A 23378-nucleotide genomic window follows, 5' to 3' on the forward strand; every position below is an offset into this window, starting at 1 on the left:
CTTCTTCCTTAAATCAATGCTTTGCGTTTCAATACATCTACACCCTTTGGCGCCCAGCCCGCAATTACTGCTGGCGCTGTTACAGTGATCCAGCCTAGACCGGCAAAAACGATGTCTGTTTTTTCTTTCACAGAAAACTCAAAACGAACAAGCTCCGGAAATGCCTCGACTTCATCAGGACGAGGAGGCTGTAATAATCCACCTACATGTTTTTGATAAAATTCGTCTGCTTTTTCCAGTTTCGTTCGATGAATATTTACATCATTTGACACATAAGCAATAAATGAAGCACGATTGCCGCTGATAAAATCAAATCTTGCAAGTCCGCCCAAGAAAAGTGTTTGCCCTTCATTCAGCTGATAAACTTTAGGTTTGATTTCTTTTAACGGTGCAATGATCCGCAAATCTTTTTTACCTAAGTAGTGCGCCATTTGATGGCGATGGATAATTCCCGGTGTATCAATCAAAAAATGCCCGTCATCTAAAGGAATCTCGATTTTATCCAAGGTCGTTCCTGGAAACTGCGAAGTTGTGATTACATCTTGTACTCCCGCTGTATTTTTGATGATTTGATTGATAAGCGTCGATTTTCCGACATTTGTTACTCCGACGATATAGACATCCCGTCCATCGCGGTATTCTTCGATTTTTTCTAATAGTTCCGTCATCTCATGAGATTTCTTAGCACTAGTTAATAATACATCTACTGGACGAATTCCTGCTTCGTAAGCACGTTCCTTCATCCATTGTGTTAATTTAGTTTTTTTCAATGATTTAGGTAATATATCCACTTTGTTCCCAACTAAAAGTACTGGATTGTCACCGACAAAACGGTGTAGTCCTGGGATTAGTGAACCATTGAAGTCAAAAATATCCACCACATTGACGATCAATGCATCTTTTTGCCCTAATTCATTCAGTAAGCGCAAAAAGTCGTCATCCGTCAATGAGACATCTTGGATCTCATTATAATGGCGTAATCTGAAACAACGCTGACAATAGACTTCCCCGGAAGCTAAACCTTTTTCCAAAGCCGTTTGCGGCGTGTATCCTAATTCACCGGGTTTGTTTGTTTGTATAACGGCACCACAGCCGATACATTGTAATTCTTCTGTCATTCGATTCCACCTCGCCAGCCCATATCAGGGTGTTTTGCTAATAGATAGGCCATAATTCTTTTTTCCCAAAAACGATTAAATTGTGTCTTCCAACTATCTGTTGCGATAATGGGTTTTACAAGGATGCTACGTATCCCTGCACGATTGGCTCCACGTATATCAGTCATAATCTGATCGCCTACCATTACTATCTCATCATCTGCTAAATCCAATTGTTTCTTTGCTATGTTGATCCCTCTTGCTAAAGGTTTCATTGCTCGTGCAACATACAAAAGATCAAATTTTTCAATCGCTCGCGCGACACGTTTTGAATTATTGTTTGAAACAACAACAACAGGGATTCCTGCATTTTTCATTTCTAAAATCCAAGTAAGCAACTCTTCTGTTCCATCTGGATTATTCCATGCAATCAACGTATTGTCTAAATCGGTCAATACTGCTTTGATGCCTAGATTCTTTAATTGGGCAGGTGTAATCTGATAGATGGCTTCTACCATCCATGTTGGTTTGTAATTTGAAAACATGCTGTCTCCTCATCTGCAAAAAATGAAGGAGCACATAAAGTACTCCTCAACCCCGTATTATACTGCATATCAGCAAAAAAAACTACCTCTATACTCGTTCGTCTTTCAGAAAAAGCATTTCTTTACAAAATGACCAAAAATAAAGATTGATCACAGAAAAATTTAGAAACAAAAAACAACTAAGCGAGCAAGAACCATTCTTTACTCTTTGCTTAGTTGTTAAACACCTAATATTGGCGGAACCTCTTGTATCGTTTTTCCAGTAATTCATGCTGGTCGAATCGAACAAGTTCCGTCAATCTTTCAATCAACGCTTTTTTCATAATGTGTGCGACTTTATATCGTGGCAACTGCTCGCCGTTGAACGTTTCAGGAATAACTCGATCAACGATTCCTAACTCGCGTAGTTCTGGCGCAGTAATTTTCATCAACTCAGCTGCTTCTGTGGCGCGACTACCGTCTTTCCACAAAATCGACGCAAATCCTTCTGGAGAAAGCACAGCATAAATCGTTTCTTCCAGCATCCAGACTTCATCCGCTAAACCTAGAGCAAGGGCACCGCCACTTCCACCTTCACCAATGATGATGGCGATGATCGGTACCTTTAAATCAGACATTTCGAGCAGATTTCTGGCAATAGCCTCTCCTTCGCCGCGCTCTTCTGCTCCTACACCGCAATATGCACCTGCTGTATTGATCAAGGTAATCACCGGTCTATTGAACTTTTCCGCTTGTTTCATCAGTCGTAAAGCTTTTCGATAGCCTTCAGGATGGGGAGAACCAAAATTTCTGCGGATATTTTCCTGCAGATCCCGTCCTTTTTGAATACCGATCACTGTTACCGGTTTGCCATCTAATCGAGCGATTCCACCAACAATCGCTTCGTCATCTGCAAATAAACGATCACCATGGCATTCCTCGAAAGAATCGAAGATCTCTTCAAAAAAATCCAAGCTTGTCCATCGTTCTTTAGCTCTTGCTAACTGAACGACATCATGTGCTGTCTTATCCACGATCTATCCATCCTTTCTGTGTATGCAATTCAAGAAGCGTATGGATTTTCTGCTTCAATTCCATGCGGGGAACAATCTGATCGACAAAACCATGAGATAATAAGAATTCAGCCTTTTGGAAATCTTCTGGAAGTTCCTGCTTGATCGTCTGTTCGATGACGCGTCTTCCAGCAAAACCGATCAAGCTTTGGGGTTCTGCTAGAATGATATCGCCTTCCATTGCAAAACTGGCAGTTACTCCTCCGGTCGTCGGGTCCGTTAAAACAGTTAGATAAAAAAGACCTTCATTGCTATGCCGTTTGACAGCAGCAGAGATTTTTGCCATCTGCATTAGAGAAAAGATTCCTTCTTGCATCCGTGCGCCACCTGAAGCTGTGAACAAGACGACTGGAAGACTTTCCTTTGTTGCTCGTTCGAATAATCTGGTGATCTTTTCTCCGACAATCGTTCCCATACTTCCCATGATAAAATTAGGATCCATCACTCCAATAATGAAGGGAATCCCCTGAATGGTTGCTTTACCAGTGAGGACTGCTTCATGAAGTCCTGTTTTATCTTGCATTTTTTTAATTTTTTCCGTATATTCGGGAAATGCTAGCGGATCTTTGGTTACAAGATCCGTATCCCATTCTTCAAAACTTTTTTCATCAATAATCAAAGCTAGACGCTGCCATGCACCGATTCGAAAAGCGTATCCGCAATGAGGGCATACTTTTTCTTCACCGATGTCTTTCGTATAAAGGATATGTTTGCAATTTGGACACTTTGCCCACATGTTATCAGGAACAGATGGCGAGTTAGCAGGTTTGCTCTCTCTATTAGGATTGATCCGAATATATTTCTTTTTCTTAAACAGAGCCATCTATGCGCCTCCTATCTCCGTTTCTGGTGTCCAATTCGGTAAAAATTCTTCTTGTAAAAATGCTGTGCTGTAATCACCTGCTATGACTGCAGGATGACTAATCAAATCCATCTGAAATTCTGCGTTCGTGATGATTCCTTCTGTGATAAATTCACTTAAGGCTCGCTGCATCTTCATTAATGCTTCAAAACGCGTATTTCCATGGACGATTATTTTTGCAATCATTGAATCATAATATGGCGGGATCGTATATCCCGGGTAAACTGCACTGTCTACTCGCAGTCCCATCCCACCTGCTGGAAGCAGTAAGTTTTGGATCTTCCCTGGAGAAGGAGCAAAATGGAAAGCAGGATTTTCTGCATTAATCCGGCATTCGATTGCGTGTCCTTGGAATACTACTTCTTCTTGACACACATTCAAAGGCTCACCGGCTGCTATCTCCACCTGTTTTTTTACTAAATCGATTCCTGTGACCATTTCTGTTACTGGATGTTCCACTTGGATTCGAGTATTCATTTCCATGAAATAAAAATCGCCTTCTTCATCCATCAGAAACTCGATCGTTCCGGCATTTTCATAATTGACTGCTTTAGCTGCTCGAACAGCAGCGTCTCCTAGTGCTTCTCTTTTTGTTTGTGAGATCACTACAGAAGGAGATTCTTCCAGTACTTTTTGATTATTACGTTGCAAAGAACAATCTCGTTCTCCTAAATGAATGACATTGCCAAAATGATCACCTAAAATCTGAACTTCTATATGGCGAGCAGGATAAATGATTTTTTCCAAATACATATCATCATTTCCAAATGCCGCTGCTGCTTCTTGCTGAGCTGAAGAAAAATGCTGTGGGAGCTCTTCTTTTGATTGAACTTTCCGAATGCCTTTCCCGCCACCACCTGCAGCTGCTTTCAGCATCACTGGATAACCAATTCTGTCTGCTATTTCCAATGCTTCTTCTACTGTAGATAATACACCAGTACTTCCTGGAATGACTGGGACATTTGCTTCTTGCATCAATTGACGCGCATTGATCTTATTTCCCATTGCATCGATCGTTGCACTTTTAGGACCAATAAATGTGATATTGCACTCTTCACACATGGAGGCAAATCGGCTATTTTCAGATAAAAAACCAAATCCTGGATGAATTGCTTCGGCTTTTGTCACGATTGCAGCGCTCAGTACTTCCTGAACATTCAGATATGAATCAACGGCTTTTGCCGGGCCAATGCAGATTGCTTCATCTGCTAACTGTGTATGAAGTGCTTCGGCATCTGCTTCTGAATATATCGCTACGGTTTGGATCCCTAGTTCGCGGCATGCACGAATGATACGTACAGCGATTTCACCGCGGTTAGCTATCAATACTTTAGAAAACATATTTCACCTATCCAATCATAAAGGTTAATTCCGCTTCGGCTACTTTTTTACCGTCTACTTTAGCGATTCCTTTGCCTATTCCGGCTGAAGCTTTCACTTTCAATATCTCAACTTCAAGGTATAAGGTATCTCCCGGTGTAACTTTCTTACGGAATTTTGCTTTGTCCAATCCGCCGAAATAAGCCGTCTTTCCCTTGAATTGTTCAAGAGAAAGTAATGCAACTGCTCCTGCTTGAGCCATTGCTTCAACAATCAATACCCCTGGCATAACAGGTTCTTCTGGAAAATGTCCTTGAAAAAAGGGCTCATTGATCGTTACATTTTTCTTAGCAACGATCCGTTCTCCTTCAACCATTTCTTCCACTCGATCAATCAAAAGCATTGGATAACGATGTGGAATGATTTCTTTTATTTCTTGTATGTTCATTGATTTCCCTCTTTCCTGCTTTGCTTATTTTTGCTGAATCCTAAAGAGTGGCTGTCCATATTCGACAACTGACTCGTTTTCTACAAGGATTTCTGTGATCACTCCGTCGGCCTCACTAGTTATCTCATTCATCAGTTTCATCGCTTCAATAATGCAGATAACTTCTCCTTTGGCAACTTGATCACCTACTTTTTTGAAAGCTGGTTTGTCGGGCGCCGGTTGCAGATAAACGATTCCCACGATTGGCGAAACAACCTCGATTCCATCAAATACTGCCGATTCTTTTTCTTTCATTGTTTCTGGAGCAGTTGTTGCTTGTTCAGGTATGACATTGACTGGCTCCGAAACTGGCAACGTTTCGTTTGTTTGAACCATATTCATGCCTCGACTTGTTTTATTTTTATTCATATACAATTCAAATTGACCTTCACGCAAATCGAATTCCGTTAGCGAGGATTGATCAAATTGACTGACTAATTCTCTGATTTCATTGATATCCAAAATTATTCCTCCCAGCGTTTCATGCACAGAACCGCATTATGTCCGCCAAACCCTAATGAATTACTCATTGCATAAGTAAAACTTGCAGGTTTGCTTTCGTTTTTGACAACTGTCAAGTCAATCTCAGGATCTTGTTTTTCTACATTGATCGTAGGTGGGATAAATTGATGTTCTAATGCCAGCAAAGTTGCCAAGGCTTCGATCCCGCCGGCTGCTCCCAATAAATGTCCAGTCATCGATTTCGTGCTGCTGACGTAAGTATCTCTGAAATTTTCACCTAATGCGATTTGGATTGCTTTTGCTTCTGCCTGGTCATTGGCTGGTGTACTTGTTCCGTGAGCATTGATATATCCGACTTGTTCCGGCTGTACACCAGCTTCTTCCATCGCAAGCTTCATTGCTTTAGATGCACCAGAACCATCTGGAGTAGGAGCTGTCATATGGTAAGCGTCACAGTTTGCACCGTATCCAACGATTTCTCCATAGATTTTGGCACCGCGAGCTTGTGCATGTTCTAAAGATTCAAGAACTAGAACGCCTGCTCCTTCACCCATCACAAAACCATTCCGATTTTCGTCAAACGGAATCGAACCACGATTAGGATCAGTTGATTCTGAGAGTGCTGTTAAAGCTGCAAATCCAGCAATCCCCATCTCACAAATCGTTGCTTCTGTTCCTCCAGCAAGAATGACATCAGAATAGCCATGTTTGATGTTACGGAATGCTTCCCCAATTGAATTCGTTCCGCTAGCACAAGCTGTTACGATAGCTGTACAAATACCTTTTGCACCTACGCGCAAAGCAATATTTCCAGCTGCCATGTTGGCAATCGCCATTGGTACGAACATTGGAGAAACTCGTTTTGCACCTTTTTCATGTAGACGAATAACTTGGTTTTCGATTGTTGGAAGACCACCGATTCCAGATCCGATGATGACGCCAAACCGGTCTTGATTCATTTTTTCTTTATCTAAACCGCTCATCTCCATTGCTTCTAAAGCAGCGTAGATTCCATAGATCGAAAACATATCCATTCGTTTGCTATCTTTTTTAATAAAATATTTATCGTAAGGGAAATCTTTGACTTCACCCGCTAAGGTAATCCCTGTTTCTGAAGCATCAAATTTAGTGATCGGTGCGATGCCATTCGTCCCCTCTTTTAAGCTATTCAAAAAGCTGTCTGCGTCATTTCCAATAGGTGAAGTGACTCCATAGCCAGTAATTACCACTCGATTCATTTGTTTGCTCTCCTTTTCTTATCCGTGCATGACCAATCCGCCATCGACATTGATGACTTGTCCGGTGATATATGGATTTTGTGCTAAGAAAACTGCTGTTTGTGCAATATCTTCTACTTGTCCGAAACGCTGCATCGGAATTTGCTTTTCCGCTTGTTCCTTGACTTTGTCTGCTAAAACTTCCGTCATATCAGTTGTGATGAATCCTGGCGCAATGGCATTACATGTAATGCCTCTAGTTGCAGCTTCTCGTGCCACAGATTTTGTTAATCCTACTACGCCAGCTTTACTAGCTGCATAATTTGCTTGACCAATATTTCCAATCAACCCAGATACACTAGAGAGATTAATGATGGCCCCTTCTCGCTGCTTCATCATTTTTTTCAATACGTGCTGCGTCATATTGAAGGTTCCAATCAAATTGATATCAAGACATTTTTTGAAATCTTCTGCATCCATTCGCATCACAAGTTTGTCATTTGTGATTCCGGCATTGTTTACTAACACATGGATCGATCCAAGCTTTTCTTCTGCTTCTTTGATCATTTGTCCCGCTTTCTCATAATCAGAGATGTCACCGGAAACTCCTACGCATTTTACACCGAATGCTTCGATTTCTTCTATCTTTTCTTTTGGAATCTCTCCGCGACCATTCAAAATGATATTTGCTCCAGCTTTTGCAAAAGCTAAGGCCATCGCTTTGCCGATTCCTCTTGTACTACCTGTGATAAATACATTTTTTCCTTTTACATCCATAACGTTCCTCCTTATAGTATTGCTATTGTTTCATCAAATGTCTGCTTATTCTCAACACGCAGAACTGGTATTGTTTTATCGATTTTTTTCATAAATCCGCTTAATACTTTTCCGGGGCCGACTTCGATGACTTGTTCGATGCCGATTGTTTTTAACTTATGGATACTCTCATAGAAACGAACAGGTTGCATGACTTGCTGTTCAAGTAGTCCCGCGATTGTTTCTTTCTTCATTATTTCCGTTGTTGTGTTGCTTATGATAGGAAAAGAAGGTTCAGAGAATTGAATCTGACTTAGGTCCTTCGCCAGTTTTTTTGCTGCCGGTTCTAAAATAGCTGTATGAAAAGGCCCGCTGACATTTAGAGGGATCATTCTTTTGAACCCTTTTTCTTTTAATAGTAAAACAGCTTCGTCTACTGCTTTTTCTTCGCCACCAATCACGATCTGCTGAGGTGTATTATAATTTGCAGGAGATACGATGCCGTACTTGCTAGCTTCATGACAGCTTTCCTCGATCGTTTCAATCGGCGCATTCATCACTGCAACCATTTTCCCGCTTCCAGCTGGGGCAGCTTCTGTCATATAAGCGCCTCTTTTTGCTACTAACGCAACTGCTTCAGTGAAGGATAGCGCATTACTAGCTACTAATGCCGAATATTCTCCTAAACTCAGTCCTAAAGCTGCATCTGGGATGATTCCATGCTCCTTCAATAAGCGATAATACGCGATGCTGACTGTTAGAATAGCTGGCTGTGTATATTGCGTCTGATCCAAACGTTCATTTTCTGTAAAGCAAAGTTCAGCCATATCGTAGCCGAGAATCTCACTTGCTTCATCAAATGTCTGCTTTACAACGGCTTCTTCATATAAATCTTTTCCCATACCTTGATATTGTGCACCTTGGCCACTAAATAAGAATGCTGTTTTCATGTTTTTCTCCAATATATCCAGAATATATGTTTGATTCTTCCTATTCAAAAAGGCCGAGACATTCCTATTTCAGGAAATGTCCCAGCCCCCAACCTAATTTTAATGATTATGCAGTTTGTTTTTCTACGTAAGTCACTAAATCTTGAACCGTTTTGATTCCGTCTTCTGTTTCGATTTTCACGTCAAATTCATCTTCAATTTCATTGATGATTTGGAATAAATCCAAGCTGTCAGCTTCTAAGTCTTCTTGGATGTCAGTAGTCAATTTGATTTCTTCAGTTTCTTTTCCTAATTCTTCTGCGATGATTTCTTGAATTTTTTCGAATACCATAATAATATATTCCTCCGATATTGTTTGCTTTTTATTTTTATAATTTAACAGTCTACAACTCCATGAGAATACTTCCCCATGTTAAACCTCCGCCATAGCCTGTAAATATTACTTTCTGCTGTTTTCCCAAGGTGATCTTTCCACTAGAAACTGCTTCATCCAATAAGATAGGGATGCTTGCAGCAGATGTATTCCCATATTTATCCATATTGGTCAGGAACTTTTCTTGCGGCATCTTTACTTTTCGGGCAATTTTCTCAATAATTCTGAGGTTTGCCTGATGCAAAAGCAGATAATCAACTGGTTTGTCTTTCATGACTTCTTGGATATTGTTTGCAACGTCTCGTACGGCAAAATCAAAAATATCTCTGCCAGTCATTTGCAAATAATACGAACCTTCTGAATCTTCTGAATAGAACGGATTTTTATTTTGCTGGTAGCCAGCGGTCAATGAACTACTTCTGGTACCGTCAGCTGCTAATTTTTCTTTCAGCAATTTTTTCTGTGGATTCGCTTCTAAGAGAATCCCACCTGCTCCATCGCCAAACAACACAGCAGTCGTACGATCAGACCAATCGATTAGCTTAGATAGTGTTTCACCACCAATCACCAGTCCCTTAGTTGAGCCGCAGCGGATCATTTTTTCAGCCATGCTTAACGCATAAACAAATCCTGAGCACGCAGCACTGATATCAAAAGCGATAGCATGAGTTGCTCCCAATTTCCCTTGTACTTGTGCTGCTACAGATGGTGTCGTGTAATCGGGCGACATTGTTGCTACTAAAATAAAATCCAAATCTTTAGGGTTTAGATTTTTCTGTTTTATCAATTTTTCCGCCACTAAAATGCATAAATCAGAAGTCTCCTGATTTGTTACACATCTTCGTTCACGAATACCCGTCCTTGTCGAAATCCATTCATCAGAGGTATCCATCATCTTGGAAAGATCATTATTAGTAATAATCTTTTCAGGAAGGACGCTGGCTGTTGCAGTAATCATTCCAAATTGTTCCATTAAATATCCTCACTTATAGTCTTGCAAGAAGTCGTGCAAGTTTTTCAGTGCATCCAGCAAGGCATGCTGTTCCTCCGTAGCCATTCCGTCTAAGATGTTCTTGACCATTTCACGATGAAAATGCTGATGGACCCGAAATAGTAACTTTCCTTTTTTCGTTAGTCCCAACTTTACAACGCGGCGGTCATCTTCACTGCGGATACGTTCGACATAGCCTTTTTTTACTAACTTGTTAATAGCAGTGGTCAAGGTCCCAACAGTAATTGATAGTTCTTTGGCTACTTCTGAAGTTGTTTTTTTCTTGTACATCCCGATTGCCTCGATCGTGTGCATCTCTGTGATTGACAGATCTTTGAATTGAGATTTTTTCAGCTCAGACTCTTCGATTGTCAAAATATCATTGAAGACACTAACAAGATAATCATTTACTGTTTTTAAATCTGGTTCCATGTTCCACCGTCCACTAATTAGTTTGATTATCAAATCTTTTGATGTTCAAACTATATCTTAACTTTTTTCAAAATGCAACCTTAAAAGATCATTTTTTTACTATATGAGCTTTTTTTAAGATTTTACTCATTTAAAACAACTGATAAATCAGCATTTATAATTTCTTTTATTAGAAAAATCATCTATCTCACATATTTTGATTATCAAAGTATTTTCTGTGAACAGAACTATAGAATTCCCTAAAACTTGTCCATTATTTCAAAATTTGTTATAGTCTTTTTATTCAAAGCGTAAAAGGAGATCCTATGTTAAAAGAAAAAATGAAAACTCTCCCCATGCTGCCGGGTGTCTATCTTATGAAAGACCGAGATGGTAAGGTCATCTATGTTGGTAAAGCAAAACGGCTCAAAAATAGAGTAAGCAGCTATTTTCATCAGAATAAACAGCATTCAAAAAAAGTATTACGTATGATTCATCATATAACAGATTTTGATTTCGTCGTAGTAGACACGGAATTAGATGCTTTATTGCTCGAGTGTCAATTGATCCAACATTACCGTCCTTTTTATAACCGACAAATGAATTATTTCAGTAATTATAATTATGTACATATTACCAATAAGGGATTTGTATTAACAGATACTCCTACGGCTCGAACATACGGGCCTTTTCGTCTCTATAAAAAAATGCCGTCTATTTTGCGTATAATGGAAGAAACTTATCAAATGCCTTGGTTGTCTGAAATTAGTTTGTTAGCTTTGCGAGCCCAGCTTCCTGACCTACAGGAAATGACTTTTGAACAGAAAAAAAAGGAACTCCAAGGGCTGTTTCAAGGCCGAAATAAAAAGCTACTGACTTACTTGAAAAAAAGACAACAACATTTCATCTATCAGTTGAATTTCGAAAAAGCCGGTATGCTTCAAAAAGATATCGAATTAGTTACTTATTTTATTAGACGGATCCAGGAACAAAAGCAGTTTTTAAGAACACCATCGCTCACCTTCAGCATGCCATTAGCAGCAGATGAGAGTCAGAAAAAGCACTACCTCGTTTGTTATGGTCAACTTGCAGAAACAATGATTGCCTCTGGTGACGTTTCTCCTGACTTCTATTATGAAAAGAAAGAAGCTCATTTATCTTTGAAACGTCAATTGTCAAAAGAAGAAATCGATCCTGTACAAATCTTGATCAGTTACCGCAAAAAATTAGAAAAAGAACAGTTTGAAATTGAACTGTTAAACAAAAAAGAAGCTGAAAAGCAACTAAATTAGTTGCTTCTCGGCTTCTTTTAGGCATCTTCAACTTCAAATGTCAATTATCCTAAAATTTATTGGATTAAGTCATAGATTTCCATCGCTACGATATCGATATTATCAAATTCGTATTGCTGATGAGTATCTGTTTCAGTTAATTCAAATGTATCGGTCGCTTTATCATAAGTTACTGTACACTTCTCTACGCCTTCTTTTTCAAAACGGCGAACTTGCAGTTCATTATCTGCTGACTCGACCATAGCCTCCAGTCGTTTTATGATTGCGACTAATTGTGAATGTGTCATCGGAGGTCCTCCTTTTCTTATTTCTGTTATATTGTATCAAAAGCATAGCCTACTTGCATTGATTTTCTCTAAAAAAACTCGTTTTTTATGATTTTTTTTCTGGTATTTTTCCTTCAGGCCACCAAAGTTTGATCAAAGCTTGGGTTCCGTCATTCTCAAAACCTTTATCTGCCAACTCTTCATATAGTTTCAATGCTTGGGTAGTTGCTGGCAATACAAGGTCCATTTTTTCTGCTTCTTCTAATGCAATCTTTAAATCTTTGATAAAATGTTTGACAAAAAAACCAGGTGTGTAATCTTCTTTTAAAATACGAGGAGAATAATTGCTTAAAGACCAGTTAGCTGCACTTCCACCTGAAAGCGTCTCAATCACTTTCTTTAAATCAAGTCCGTTTTTTTGTGCATAGACAAGCATTTCCGTCATTCCTGTCATCGTACCTGCAATCATGATCTGATTAGCCATTTTTGTATGCTGACCTTTCCCAGCAGAACCATGCAATGTAAATGTCGTACCAAATTCTTTGAATAAAGGCAGTACTTGATCATAAACGGCTTCTTCTCCACCGACCATGATCGTCAGTGTACCATTCTTTGCTCCTAAGTCACCACCGGATACCGGTGCATCTAACGCATCTGCGCCTTTTTCTTTTGCTGTTTTTGCAATTTTTTCTGCCAGGCTTGGTGTACTTGTAGTCAAGTCAACTAAAATATGTCCTGAGATATCTGCAGAAAAAATCCCCGACTGTCCATAGTAGATTTCTTCTACATCTTTGGGGTAACCTACCATTGTAAAGAGAATATTACTTTGTTCTGCTACCGCTTTTGGTGTATCTGCCCAGATAGCTCCTTCTGTTACTAAAGGATCAGCTTTTGCTTTTGTCCGATTATAGACAGCTACTTCGTGTCCTGCTTCTAGTAGATGGCGTGCGACAGCACTTCCCATGACGCCTGTTCCTATAAAACCAAGTTTCATTTTTTCGACCTCCTAAAAATCAAAAATCCTTGCTTCTATGCTAGTATACGCTAGAAACAAGGATTTTTTCATAAAAAATGTTTGAATTTTATCTTTTAAATGAATTTAATTTTATTTTGATTCGTTCAATCGAGTCTTCTTCTTCTTTTCTTCGCATCTCTTCTTCATGATAAACAACCATGTCTTGATAAAATTCGATCATAGCTTCGCCGAAATGTGTAGATGAAATATCATAAAGTTTAGCTTCTAAAACTTTTGGATCTTTAGGAACTTCACTGGAAATATAATCAATAAGTGCTGGTGCAAAGTCTTCGTCGGTTTCAAAAGTTTTCCCTAATGAAGGATGATCGAACAATCGGTTCAAATAAGCATTTCCTTCCACGACACAAGGTGTTCCGGCTGCCATCGCTTCTGTATAAGTAAGCCCTTGTGTTTCTGAAGTAGAAGCACTGACAAAATAATCTGCCGCTTTATAATAAAGTGCTACATCATTGTTGTCCACTTCTCCTGTGAACTGCACAAATTCTTCTAACTGCAGTTCTGAGATCAATTCCTCTAACTCTTCTACATAAGGTCCTTTTCCTACGATAACTAATCTGGCGTTAGGATAAGCGGAGATGACCTGAGGAAACCCATTAATCAAGGCTTGGATATTTTTCTCATAAGAAATCCTGCTTAAAGAAAGAATCATCAAATGGTTTTCCTGAAGACCTAGTGACTCCCTTAATTTGCTGATATCCTGCTGAGTGATATCAGAACGTTTGAATTTTTCAATGTCGATACCAGTAGGAATCACGCGAAGCGGTGCTATTACACCATAACTGCGTAATGTATCAATAACACGTTCACTTGGACAAACTACACCTGTCGTATGATTTGCAAATAATCTAGACAAGTATTTTACATGGGATTGCCTGATCACTTTTCCTTTACCGATATAATGAAGGTAGTCTTCATACATCGTATGGTAAGTATGGATCAGAGGTATTTTCAACTTCTTAGCTACCATCTTCCCAAGTATCCCTGCTCCGAATTCTGTATGGGTATGAATAAGATCTAGTTCTAGTTCTTTGGCAACCAAATAAGCATACCACATGCCTCTAACAACAACTCTTCGATCCTTGAAAGAAATAAATGGTACACTTGGCATTCGAATCACATCTTTTTCCAACTTATCCGCATTAGGATCGGTCGTTGTAAAAATATAGACTTCATGCCCATGTCTTTCTAATTCTTGTTTTAATGTTTTGATCGATGTAGCAACTCCGCTGACTTGCGGAAAGTAGGTATCGGTAAAAAAGCCGATTTTCATGTTTTTCGCCTCCAAACTAGTCCTTGATCTGATTTACTTTTTTTAATTTGCTAGAGACTTTTTCATTCAGTACACTTTCGTATACATTTTTAAGTTCTTCACCGATTTTATTGATACTTCGCTCTTTTGCTGTTTGATAACCGGCTTGTGTCGTACTCGGTAGTTCTTGATTGGTAATCTGTTGGATCAGTCGGATAAATTCTTCGTTTGTCTTCCCCATATAGCAGTTCTTGCTATCTTCTAACCAGCCATTATACACTGGAATATCTCGAACAAGTACGTTTTGTTTGCTTGCTAAAGCTTCTAAAACAACGATCCCTTCTGTCTCTTCATAAGAAGGGAAAAAGAATAGATCTGCACCTGAATACGCACCTTCTATGATCTCTCCACGAATGTAACCAGGAAACAGGACATTTTCAGGATGATCTTCTTTTACAATTTTCCGGATGTTCCGAGGAATCGAGTACATGGGAACATGACCAAACCAAATAAATGTGTATTCGGGCATCTTCTTAGCAATTTCTACGAAATCAATGATTCCTTTACGTTCGAAAAACAAACCGACACAAATGATTACTTTTTGATCCGGAGACAGTTTGAAATATTCTCTGAACTTTTGTTCTTTCATTGGATCAGGGCGATATTTCTCTAAGTCGATCCCATTGGAAATAGCTTGAATCGGCACACGGATACCATAGCTTTCCAACAACTGTTTTGAATAAGGTGTTGGCGTGATCAGATAGTCCGCTTTTTGGTACAATCCTACCAGATATTTTTTTACGATAGGAGAAAGCTGGTTCGATCCGATAAAGGAATTTCGGAAATCTTCCTCTGTAGAATGCGCATGATAGACAACTTTTTTTCCTTCTCTTCTGGCTTTATTGACCATATTATGACTATTGATTCCGTATGTATTGATGTGCAGGATGTCATAATCTTCTTTTTCATCTAGTGTATAAGAGATACCGACTTCCGTCAGAGCACGTTTTTGATGATCAAGCGCACGCCCGATTCCAGATTTTGCAAGCATTTTTTCACTTTCAAAATATAATAATACCTTCACCTTACGTCCCCCTTCACTTATATAGTATAACATAGCCTACAAACTGTCACTCAAACTTAAGCCCTATTTTTGTCTATTCTTACTGACAAAAACGTTTTCTTAAAAAAGAACAAAAAAACTGGCGTAGCTCTTTTACAAGCCACACCAGCTTTTGATACGTTGTTTATTTTACATATTCATGAACAAGTTCAACGACTTCTTCCATCGTATCGCATTCTTTCAATGCACGATCAGCAAGTTCAGCCATTTTCGCTGTGTCCAAGCGTTTCATTAAACTACGCGTTTTAAGAATAGATGTCGCACTCATTGAGAACTCATCTAGACCCATACCTACTAGCAATGGAACAGCTGTTTGATCTCCAGCCATTTCTCCACACATACCTGCCCATTTTCCTTCAGCGTGTGCTGCATCAATTACATTTTTGATCAAACGTAAAATTGATGGGTTATATGGTTGGTACAAGTAAGAAACGCGTTCGTTCATACGGTCTGCTGCCATTGTGTATTGAATCAAATCGTTCGTACCTACAGAGAAGAAATCTACTTCTTTTGCAAACTTGTCTGCTAAGACTGCTGCTGCTGGAATCTCGATCATGATGCCGACTTGGATCGTATCAGATACTTCCTTGCCTTCACTGATCAATTTTTGTTTTTCTTCTTCAAAGATCGCTTTTGCTGCGCGGAATTCTTTGAGTGTAGCTACCATAGGGAACATGATACGTAAGTTACCATGAACAGATGCACGAAGCAATGCACGCATTTGTGTACGGAACATTTCGTCGCCTTGTTCAGATAAACTGATACGCAATGCACGATATCCTAAGAATGGATTCATTTCATGAGGTAATTGCAGATATGGTAGTTCTTTATCTCCACCGATGTCCATTGTACGAACAACTACAGGTTTTCCTTCCATACCTTCTAATACAGCTTTGTAAGCTTCATATTGGTCATCTTCTGTTGGGAAGTCTGGAGAATCCATATACAGGAATTCAGTACGGTACAGACCAACTGCTTCTCCACCATTATTATGGACACCAACTAGATCTTTTGGTGTTCCGATGTTTGCAGCTAATTCAAAATGCTTGCCGTCAGCTGTGACAGTTTCTGCATTTTTTAATTTTTCCCATTCTGCTTTTTGTGCTGCGTAATCTGCACCTGCTTTTTCAAATTCAGCTTTTTGTTCATCTGTAGGATCGATGATTACATCGCCTTCGATCCCGTTGACAGCCAAAATATCGCCTTCTTTGACTTTAGCAGTAATTTCTTTTGTCCCAACGATTGCTGGAATTTCTAAAGAACGTGCCATGATAGCAGAATGTGAAGTACGTCCACCAATGTCTGTTACAAACGCTTTTACAAAATTGCGATCTAATTGTGCTGTATCACTTGGAGTCAAGTCATGTGCAACAACGACCACTTCTTCGTTGATCATTGATGGATTTGGTAAAGTAACGCCTAATAAGTGCGCTAAAATACGTTTAGCAACGTCACGAATATCTGCAGCACGCTCTTGCATATAAGCATTATCTTCCATTGCTTCGAACATACCGATATACATATCCGTTACTTCTTTTAGCGCTGATTCAGCATTTACGCTGTTGTCTTTAATATTTTGCTTGATTTGACCTACCATTTCTGGATCTGAAAGAACCATCAAATGGGCATCAAATACTTGCGCTTCTGCTTCACCTAAGCTTTGCGCTGCTTTTTCACGAATTTGCTGCAATTCTTCAGTAGATTTAGCTAATGCAGCATCCAAACGAGCTTCTTCAGCCGCAGTATCTTCTACTGTTGCCTTACTGAATGTTAAATCCGGTTGAACTAGCAGGTAAGCTTTTGCAACGGCTACACCGTCACTAGCGGCAATCCCTTTTAGCATTTCAACCATTATTCAGATAAGCCTTCTTTCTTCATTGTTTCAACGATTGCTGCCATTGCATCAGCTTCGTCAGCACCTTCTGCAGTAATAGTAACATCAGAACCTTGACCTACACCTAAAGACATAACGCCCATGATTGATTTCAAGTTTACTGATTTACCTTTATACTCTAAGTTTACATCAGAGTTAAATTTGCTTGCTGTTTGTACTAATAGTGTAGCTGGACGAGCGTGGATCCCAGTTTCTGCTACTACGTGAAATTCTTTCTTTTCCATATTAATCGGTCTCCTTTAAGTGAGTGTTGTTTTTATGTGAGGGTTTTCTTTTTTAGTAATTCAGAGAATCCTAACAAATGCCACCCTTTCATCTGTAAAGATTAACATTTTTTTTCGTTAGATACAACAGTTTTCATTCAATTTCAGATAAAAGTATTCAAATTATTCCGGATTCTTTTTCATCCTTTTCTTCACATTTTATAACAAACGTGTTTATTTTCTTTTTCTTGTCGCTTTCTCTTCTCCTGACGTTTATCATTCTTTCCTTTGACCCTCTTTGTTTTCATATGAAACGAATTACTTGCTTCCCTTTTTATTTTTAGTATAATAAGAGTCAAAGGTCAGGAATGGTCAATAGAGATTTCACCTTTTCTACCTCATAAATCTCTTAAAAAACTAGGGGTTATTCTTTTACCTCATGAAAAACGAGATGTAAAATATGGATGTACCCATTTTTGTGAAAGGACGTGAATGATTCATGCTTTGTCAAAACTGCGGCAAGAATGAGGCAACGATTCACTTGTATGCCACTGTCAATGGTCAGCGGACACAACTCGATTACTGTCAGAGCTGTTATCAAAAAATCAAAAATCAACAAAATGGAGGTCTGACTAATATGGCCCAAAATGATCCATTTGGATTTGGCAGTTTGGACGATCTTTTCCGTTCCATGTCTCGCCAAATGCAACAGCAAGGAAATTATGAGCAAACACCACCAACACAATTTGGCGGAAACAACAACTTCAATGGTGGTCAGCCACCTCAAGGCAATACAGAAGGTTTATTGGGAGAATACGGAATCAATATCACAGAACAAGCACGACAAGGTGATATCGATCCTGTGATCGGACGCGATGACGAAATCAAACGAGTCATTGAAATTTTAAATCGCCGAACCAAGAACAATCCTGTCTTGATTGGAGAACCAGGTGTTGGTAAAACAGCAGTTGTTGAAGGTTTAGCACAAAAAATCGTAGATGGTGATGTACCGCAAAAATTAATGGACAAAGAAGTCATTCGTTTAGATGTCGTATCTTTAGTCCAAGGTACTGGTATACGAGGACAATTTGAAGAACGTATGCAAAAATTGATTGAAGAGATCCGTCAAGCAGAAAATGTGATCCTATTCATAGATGAAGTTCACGAAATCGTCGGTGCTGGTTCTGCTGGTGATGGAAATATGGATGCTGGTAATATTTTAAAACCAGCTTTAGCTCGAGGAGAATTGCAAATGGTTGGTGCTACTACCTTAAATGAGTACCGCATCATCGAAAAAGACGCTGCTTTAGAACGTCGTATGCAACCTGTACGGGTAGATGAACCAACTGTCGAAGAAACGATCAGTATTTTGAAAGGTTTGCAAAAACGTTATGAAGACTATCATCATGTAAAATATACTGATGAGGCCATCGAAGCAGCCGCAACTTTATCCAATCGTTACGTCCAAGATCGCTTCTTGCCGGATAAAGCCATCGATTTGCTAGATGAAACAGGTTCTAAGAAAAACTTGACGATCCAAATCGTTGATCCTAAAACAATCGAGAAAAAACTGCAAGAAGCAGAAGAACAAAAAGTTTTAGCTTCTCGAGAAGAAGATTTCGAAAAAGCAGCTTATTATCGCGATCAGATCAATAAACTTCAAAAAATGAAAGAACGTCAGCTCACTGAAGAGGAAACACCTGTGATTACCGAAAAAGATATGGAAAAAATCGTTGAACAACGGACAGGTATTCCAGTGGGTGAATTAAAAGAAAAAGAACAGACACAACTGAAAAACTTAGCAGATGACTTGAAAGCTCATGTCATCGGACAAGATAACGCTGTAGATCGAGTAGCGAAAGCGATTCGCCGAAACCGTGTTGGATTAAACAAACAGAATCGTCCAATCGGCTCCTTCTTATTTGTTGGACCAACTGGTGTAGGTAAAACAGAGCTTGCGAAACAACTTGCCTACGAACTATTCGGTTCACAAGATTCAATGATTCGTTTCGATATGTCTGAATATATGGAAAAACATAGTGTCTCTAAATTGATTGGTTCTCCTCCAGGTTATGTCGGATACGAAGAAGCTGGTCAATTAACAGAAAAAGTACGGAGAAATCCTTACAGTCTTGTCTTGTTAGATGAAGTAGAAAAAGCTCATCCAGATGTTTTGCATATGTTCTTGCAAATCTTAGATGATGGTCGATTGACAGATGCACAAGGAAGAACGGTCAGCTTTAAAGATACGATCATCATTATGACAAGTAATGCCGGAACTGGTAAAGTAGAAGCAAACGTTGGTTTTGGTGCGGCACGCGAAGGTGTTACTCGTTCTGTATTGAACCAATTAAACAACTACTTTACACCAGAATTTCTGAACCGTTTTGACGGGATCATCGAATTCAGTGCATTATCAAAAGAAAACTTGATGACAATCGTCACACTAATGCTAGACGATGTCAACCAAATGCTGGCAGCACAGCAACTTCACATCGAAGTTCCTACGAATGTCAAAGAAAAATTAGTTGACTTAGGCTATGATCCATCTATGGGTGCTCGTCCTCTTCGACGCACGATCCAAGAACAAATCGAAGATGGTATCGCTGAATTTTATCTTGATCACCCTTCTATCCATGAGTTGAAAGCAAAACTGGATAAAGATGGAAAAATCATCGTTACTTCTAAACCAGAACGTTTGGCAAAAGAATCAGCCGAAGAAACGGCTGAATAAATCCAGTTTTATAGCGTGAGACGGTATTTCTTTGAGAAATGCCGTCTCATTCTTTTTTCAGAAAAGTCAAAATACTGTTCATTTTATAAAAAAGAAATTATAATAAGAGAAACAAGCAATTAAAAATACATAAAAGAGGTGAGCGCCATGAAATTGGTAAATGTAACAAACAGCCATTCCCGTCTTGTATTAAACCAGCTTGAAAACACTGATGCCCATCTAGTCAAGGTCTACACAGCCGGAAATACCACTATTGTCTACACTGAAGCCCCTGAACATAATGAAATTCTGCTGATCAATGACAAACGTAAAATCCAGCCGAAAGAAATCGAAGATGCTAAAAATTATTTCTTAGATAAAATCAAAGACGCCGTTTACCACGAGGATGAAATCAAAGTAATCGAATTGGCAGGCCTTGTTGAAATCTCGATTCCAAAACATGAATTAGGCGCTACATTAGCCGTGTAAACAAATTTTGAACATAATAATTAAAGAGCGTGGGACAAAAGTAAAGAACACTTTTGTCTCACGCTCTAAACACGTATAAACGGCGGAAGCAGAAGCAACTCCTTCGGAAATAAGCTAAAATTCACGAAAATTGCTTTTCAAATTTTTGTGAATTCCAGCTTATTTCTTGGAGTTAAACGCTTCTGTCTCAGCCTCTTTTTCTTTCTAGCTTTTTGATTTTTCTCTTTTCTTTTGTACTTTTCTCTTTTCATTTTCAGTTCTACGTGTGTCTTTATTTTTAACTTTTTCCTCTTTATGGATGATTGATCGTACTTTTTGTGCAATTTGCTCGTTTTTGTCCCAGTCTTTTACATCTAATAATCGACATAATCGTAACATCTCTTCTTTTTTCTGTTTTTTTCTTTCACGTCTTTGCCATTCTGTTTCCATGTGTCACACTCTCCTTTCTTTAATCATATGTACGCAAAATAATTTTTATATTTTTTTGATTAGACATTTCTATGATTTTAAATAGTAAAAAGAGCCGTCACGGAAAATCCGTCACGGCTCTAAACAAAATATGAGAGGCTGTTTTTGTTTGGCTATTCTTATTACTTGATGCAGGGCAGCTTGTGTCAAGACTTCTTTACATCAAACTTTTTAATTTTACATTAGGATATTTATCCGCAAACCAGCGTTCTGCAAATTGGTTCTCGAATAAGAACAATGGTTGGTCGAAACGGTCACGAGCCAAGATATTGCGACTTGAACTCATCTTCTCATCCAAATCTTCTGGATCGATCCAGCGAGCGATTTTGTGTCCCATTGGAGACATGATTACTTCGGCGTTATACTCATTTAACATACGATATTGGAATACTTCGAATTGTAGCTGACCAACAGCTCCAATGATATATTCTTCCGTTAGATATGTTTTATAAAGCTGAATCGCTCCTTCTTGAACTAATTGATAGATTCCTTTGTGGAAGGATTTTTGTTTCATGACATTTTTTGCAGTCACTTTCATAAACAGCTCTGGAGTAAATGAAGGGAGTTCTTCATAAGCAACTTTTAGTTTTCCTTCGAACAATGTATCCCCAATCTGATAATTGCCTGTATCATATACACCGATGATATCGCCTGCTACTGCTTTTTCGACGTTTTCTCTCGAATCTGCCATAAATTGTGTGACATTGCTTAATTTCAGTTTTTTATTTGTACGTTCCAACCAGACATCCATTCCTCGTTCGAATGTTCCAGAACAGATTCGGACAAAAGCGATTCGGTCACGATGGGCTGGATTCATATTTGCTTGGATCTTGAATACGAAACCTGAAAATTCTTCCTCATAAGGACTTACCATCTGATCATCTTGTGTTTTGTGTCCATAAGGAGCTGGTGCCAATTCAACGAAAGTCTCTAAAAAAGTCTGTACACCGAAGTTAGTCAATGCAGAACCAAAAAATACTGGTGTCTGATCGCCACGAGCAATTTTTTCTTGATTAAATGCATCTCCAGCCTCTTTGATTAGTTCTACTTCTTCTAAGACTTGTTCATATAAGGAATTTTCAGTTAGAGGATGATTTTCGGGAAGCAGTCCATCTTCATCCAATTCTACTAATCGTTCATCCTGATAATTTTCCGGACGATAAAACTCTACACGATTATGGTAGATATCATAAAGACCTTCTAGCCCTTTACCCATACCGATTGGCCAATTCATCGGATAAGATTCGATATCTAATAGCTCTTCTAATTCTTCTAACAATTCCAATGGTTCACGACCATCACGATCTAGTTTGTTGATAAAAGTAAATATCGGGATGCCACGTTTTTTTACAACTTGGAATAATTTCTTTGTCTGTGCTTCGATCCCTTTTGCACTATCGATTACCATGACCGCACTATCCACGGCCATCAAAGTACGATAAGTATCTTCAGAAAAATCTTCATGTCCTGGTGTATCCAAGATATTTACTCGTTTCCCTTGATAATCAAACTGCATAACAGAACTAGTAACAGAAATCCCACGTTGTTTCTCGATTTCCATCCAGTCTGATTTGGCAAAATTACCTGTTTTTTTGCCTTTTACGGTCCCGGCTTGACGGATAGCCCCACCAAACAATAGTAATTGTTCTGTAATCGTTGTTTTCCCAGCATCCGGATGGGAAATGATCGCAAAAGTTCTGCGATTGTCCACTTGTTGCTTTAATTCTGGATTATTCATAACCTAACTCCATTTCTTCCATTCAATTATTTATATTTTCTCTAGGCACAGATTGTCCGATCTCTTAAAGAAAGACAATTTCATATAGGGCTGTGACAAAAGCCGTGTAGCAGTCTCTTTTTCCGAGTAAACGGCGTTCTAGAGACAGCCTATCAGCAATAAGCCCACCCAAGCCAAAAATACGAAAAGCTGTTTTTGCTTGGCTGCTCTTATTACTTAATGCAGGATAGCTTTTTCACAACCTTTGTCAACTACTACAACTGAATCAGTATAGCATGGATTCAGCGAATGAAAAAGCCACCAAACCATAAGAGTCAAATATTTTTTTGTCAGCTGACTAAAAGAAAAGACGTGTTGCTTGTTTATTCAAGCAACACGTCTTTC

The 23378-nt window shown here is 39.0% G+C and carries 24 protein-coding genes; 3 read left to right on the top strand and 21 right to left on the bottom strand.

Features of this window, described 5'->3' with window-relative positions:
- Positions 1 to 8: 8 nt before the first annotated feature.
- From yqeH to DIZ30_RS02295, 13 genes are all read right to left on the bottom strand, one after another.
- Positions 9 to 1118, bottom strand: coding sequence for a ribosome biogenesis GTPase YqeH (gene yqeH / locus DIZ30_RS02235; RefSeq protein ID WP_002295377.1), 1110 nt, complete (start codon positions 1116 to 1118; stop codon positions 9 to 11).
- Positions 1115 to 1642 (bottom strand): YqeG family HAD IIIA-type phosphatase, encoded by a 528-nt coding sequence (locus tag DIZ30_RS02240; RefSeq protein WP_002287626.1) that lies wholly within the window; start codon positions 1640 to 1642, stop codon positions 1115 to 1117. Before DIZ30_RS02240 ends, yqeH begins: the two co-directional genes overlap by 4 nt.
- Before the next feature lie 227 nt (positions 1643 to 1869).
- Positions 1870 to 2655 (bottom strand): acetyl-CoA carboxylase carboxyl transferase subunit alpha, encoded by a 786-nt coding sequence (locus tag DIZ30_RS02245; RefSeq protein WP_109023070.1) that lies wholly within the window; start codon positions 2653 to 2655, stop codon positions 1870 to 1872.
- The gene (accD, locus tag DIZ30_RS02250) at positions 2648 to 3517 is read right to left on the bottom strand and encodes an acetyl-CoA carboxylase, carboxyltransferase subunit beta (RefSeq protein ID WP_002287623.1); all 870 of its coding nucleotides are present in this window, start codon (positions 3515 to 3517) and stop codon (positions 2648 to 2650) included. The genes DIZ30_RS02245 and accD overlap by 8 nt, the downstream gene beginning before the upstream one ends.
- Positions 3518 to 4897 (bottom strand): acetyl-CoA carboxylase biotin carboxylase subunit, encoded by a 1380-nt coding sequence (locus tag DIZ30_RS02255; protein ID WP_002295381.1) that lies wholly within the window; start codon positions 4895 to 4897, stop codon positions 3518 to 3520.
- 7 nt (positions 4898 to 4904) lie between these two features.
- On the bottom strand, positions 4905 to 5324 hold the full coding sequence (gene fabZ, locus DIZ30_RS02260) for a 3-hydroxyacyl-ACP dehydratase FabZ (protein WP_002287621.1): 420 nt from the start codon (positions 5322 to 5324) through the stop codon (positions 4905 to 4907).
- Between the two features lie 24 nt (positions 5325 to 5348).
- Entirely contained in the window at positions 5349 to 5825 is a 477-nt protein-coding gene (accB, locus tag DIZ30_RS02265; protein WP_002290844.1) for an acetyl-CoA carboxylase biotin carboxyl carrier protein, read from the bottom strand.
- Positions 5826 to 5827: 2 nt separating this feature from the next.
- Positions 5828 to 7063, bottom strand: coding sequence for a beta-ketoacyl-ACP synthase II (gene fabF / locus DIZ30_RS02270; RefSeq protein ID WP_002287619.1), 1236 nt, complete (start codon positions 7061 to 7063; stop codon positions 5828 to 5830).
- Between the two features lie 18 nt (positions 7064 to 7081).
- On the bottom strand, positions 7082 to 7819 hold the full coding sequence (fabG, locus tag DIZ30_RS02275; protein WP_002287617.1) for a 3-oxoacyl-[acyl-carrier-protein] reductase: 738 nt from the start codon (positions 7817 to 7819) through the stop codon (positions 7082 to 7084).
- An 11-nt stretch (positions 7820 to 7830) separates the two neighbouring features.
- Entirely contained in the window at positions 7831 to 8748 is a 918-nt protein-coding gene (fabD, locus tag DIZ30_RS02280; protein ID WP_002287616.1) for an ACP S-malonyltransferase, read from the bottom strand.
- Positions 8749 to 8854: 106 nt separating this feature from the next.
- Positions 8855 to 9079, bottom strand: a complete 225-nt coding sequence (locus tag DIZ30_RS02285) for an acyl carrier protein (RefSeq protein WP_002287614.1) — start codon at positions 9077 to 9079, stop codon at positions 8855 to 8857.
- Positions 9080 to 9131: 52 nt separating this feature from the next.
- Positions 9132 to 10094 carry a beta-ketoacyl-ACP synthase III gene (locus DIZ30_RS02290; RefSeq protein ID WP_002295382.1) on the bottom strand — a complete coding sequence of 321 codons (963 nt, stop codon included), beginning with the start codon at positions 10092 to 10094 and terminating at the stop codon, positions 9132 to 9134.
- A gap of 9 nt (positions 10095 to 10103) precedes the next feature.
- Positions 10104 to 10544, bottom strand: coding sequence for a MarR family winged helix-turn-helix transcriptional regulator (locus DIZ30_RS02295; RefSeq protein ID WP_002287610.1), 441 nt, complete (start codon positions 10542 to 10544; stop codon positions 10104 to 10106).
- Between the two features lie 305 nt (positions 10545 to 10849).
- Between DIZ30_RS02295 and DIZ30_RS02300 the strand changes: the two genes are divergently transcribed.
- The gene (locus DIZ30_RS02300; protein WP_002319379.1) at positions 10850 to 11815 is read left to right on the top strand and encodes a GIY-YIG nuclease family protein; all 966 of its coding nucleotides are present in this window, start codon (positions 10850 to 10852) and stop codon (positions 11813 to 11815) included.
- A 56-nt stretch (positions 11816 to 11871) separates the two neighbouring features.
- On the opposite strand, the gene DIZ30_RS02305 is transcribed toward DIZ30_RS02300, so the two are convergent.
- From DIZ30_RS02305 to DIZ30_RS02330, 6 genes are all read right to left on the bottom strand, one after another.
- Positions 11872 to 12102, bottom strand: a complete 231-nt coding sequence (locus tag DIZ30_RS02305; RefSeq protein WP_002287607.1) for a YkuJ family protein — start codon at positions 12100 to 12102, stop codon at positions 11872 to 11874.
- Between the two features lie 85 nt (positions 12103 to 12187).
- Positions 12188 to 13075, bottom strand: a complete 888-nt coding sequence (locus DIZ30_RS02310) for an NAD(P)-dependent oxidoreductase (RefSeq protein ID WP_002287606.1) — start codon at positions 13073 to 13075, stop codon at positions 12188 to 12190.
- An 88-nt stretch (positions 13076 to 13163) separates the two neighbouring features.
- Positions 13164 to 14387 (bottom strand): glycosyltransferase family 4 protein, encoded by a 1224-nt coding sequence (locus DIZ30_RS02315; RefSeq protein ID WP_002287605.1) that lies wholly within the window; start codon positions 14385 to 14387, stop codon positions 13164 to 13166.
- A gap of 16 nt (positions 14388 to 14403) precedes the next feature.
- Positions 14404 to 15450 (bottom strand): glycosyltransferase family 4 protein, encoded by a 1047-nt coding sequence (locus DIZ30_RS02320; protein ID WP_002319376.1) that lies wholly within the window; start codon positions 15448 to 15450, stop codon positions 14404 to 14406.
- A gap of 163 nt (positions 15451 to 15613) precedes the next feature.
- Complete coding sequence (gene ptsP / locus DIZ30_RS02325) at positions 15614 to 17341, bottom strand: phosphoenolpyruvate--protein phosphotransferase (RefSeq protein WP_002295388.1); 1728 nt, start codon at positions 17339 to 17341, stop codon at positions 15614 to 15616.
- Positions 17341 to 17607: a phosphocarrier protein HPr gene (locus tag DIZ30_RS02330; protein ID WP_002287602.1), complete on the bottom strand. Its 267-nt coding sequence runs from the start codon at positions 17605 to 17607 to the stop codon at positions 17341 to 17343. Before DIZ30_RS02330 ends, ptsP begins: the two co-directional genes overlap by 1 nt.
- Positions 17608 to 18085: 478 nt before the next feature.
- Between DIZ30_RS02330 and DIZ30_RS02335 the strand changes: the two genes are divergently transcribed.
- Both DIZ30_RS02335 and DIZ30_RS02340 read left to right on the top strand, forming a co-directional pair.
- The gene (locus DIZ30_RS02335) at positions 18086 to 20320 is read left to right on the top strand and encodes an ATP-dependent Clp protease ATP-binding subunit (RefSeq protein ID WP_002287598.1); all 2235 of its coding nucleotides are present in this window, start codon (positions 18086 to 18088) and stop codon (positions 20318 to 20320) included.
- A 147-nt stretch (positions 20321 to 20467) separates the two neighbouring features.
- A complete protein-coding gene (locus tag DIZ30_RS02340) occupies positions 20468 to 20788 on the top strand; it encodes a DUF1827 family protein (RefSeq protein ID WP_002290825.1) in 321 nt (106 codons plus the stop codon).
- Between the two features lie 204 nt (positions 20789 to 20992).
- Here DIZ30_RS02340 and DIZ30_RS02350 read toward each other — a convergent pair whose 3' ends face one another.
- Both DIZ30_RS02350 and DIZ30_RS02355 read right to left on the bottom strand, forming a co-directional pair.
- Positions 20993 to 21217: a hypothetical protein gene (locus DIZ30_RS02350; RefSeq protein ID WP_002287661.1), complete on the bottom strand. Its 225-nt coding sequence runs from the start codon at positions 21215 to 21217 to the stop codon at positions 20993 to 20995.
- A 196-nt stretch (positions 21218 to 21413) separates the two neighbouring features.
- Positions 21414 to 22994 carry a peptide chain release factor 3 gene (locus tag DIZ30_RS02355; protein WP_002298237.1) on the bottom strand — a complete coding sequence of 527 codons (1581 nt, stop codon included), beginning with the start codon at positions 22992 to 22994 and terminating at the stop codon, positions 21414 to 21416.
- Positions 22995 to 23378 lie beyond the last annotated feature (384 nt).

This window comes from Enterococcus sp. H57 (assembly GCF_003112495.1).
In the GTDB taxonomy this organism is placed as follows: domain Bacteria; phylum Bacillota; class Bacilli; order Lactobacillales; family Enterococcaceae; genus Enterococcus_B; species Enterococcus_B faecium.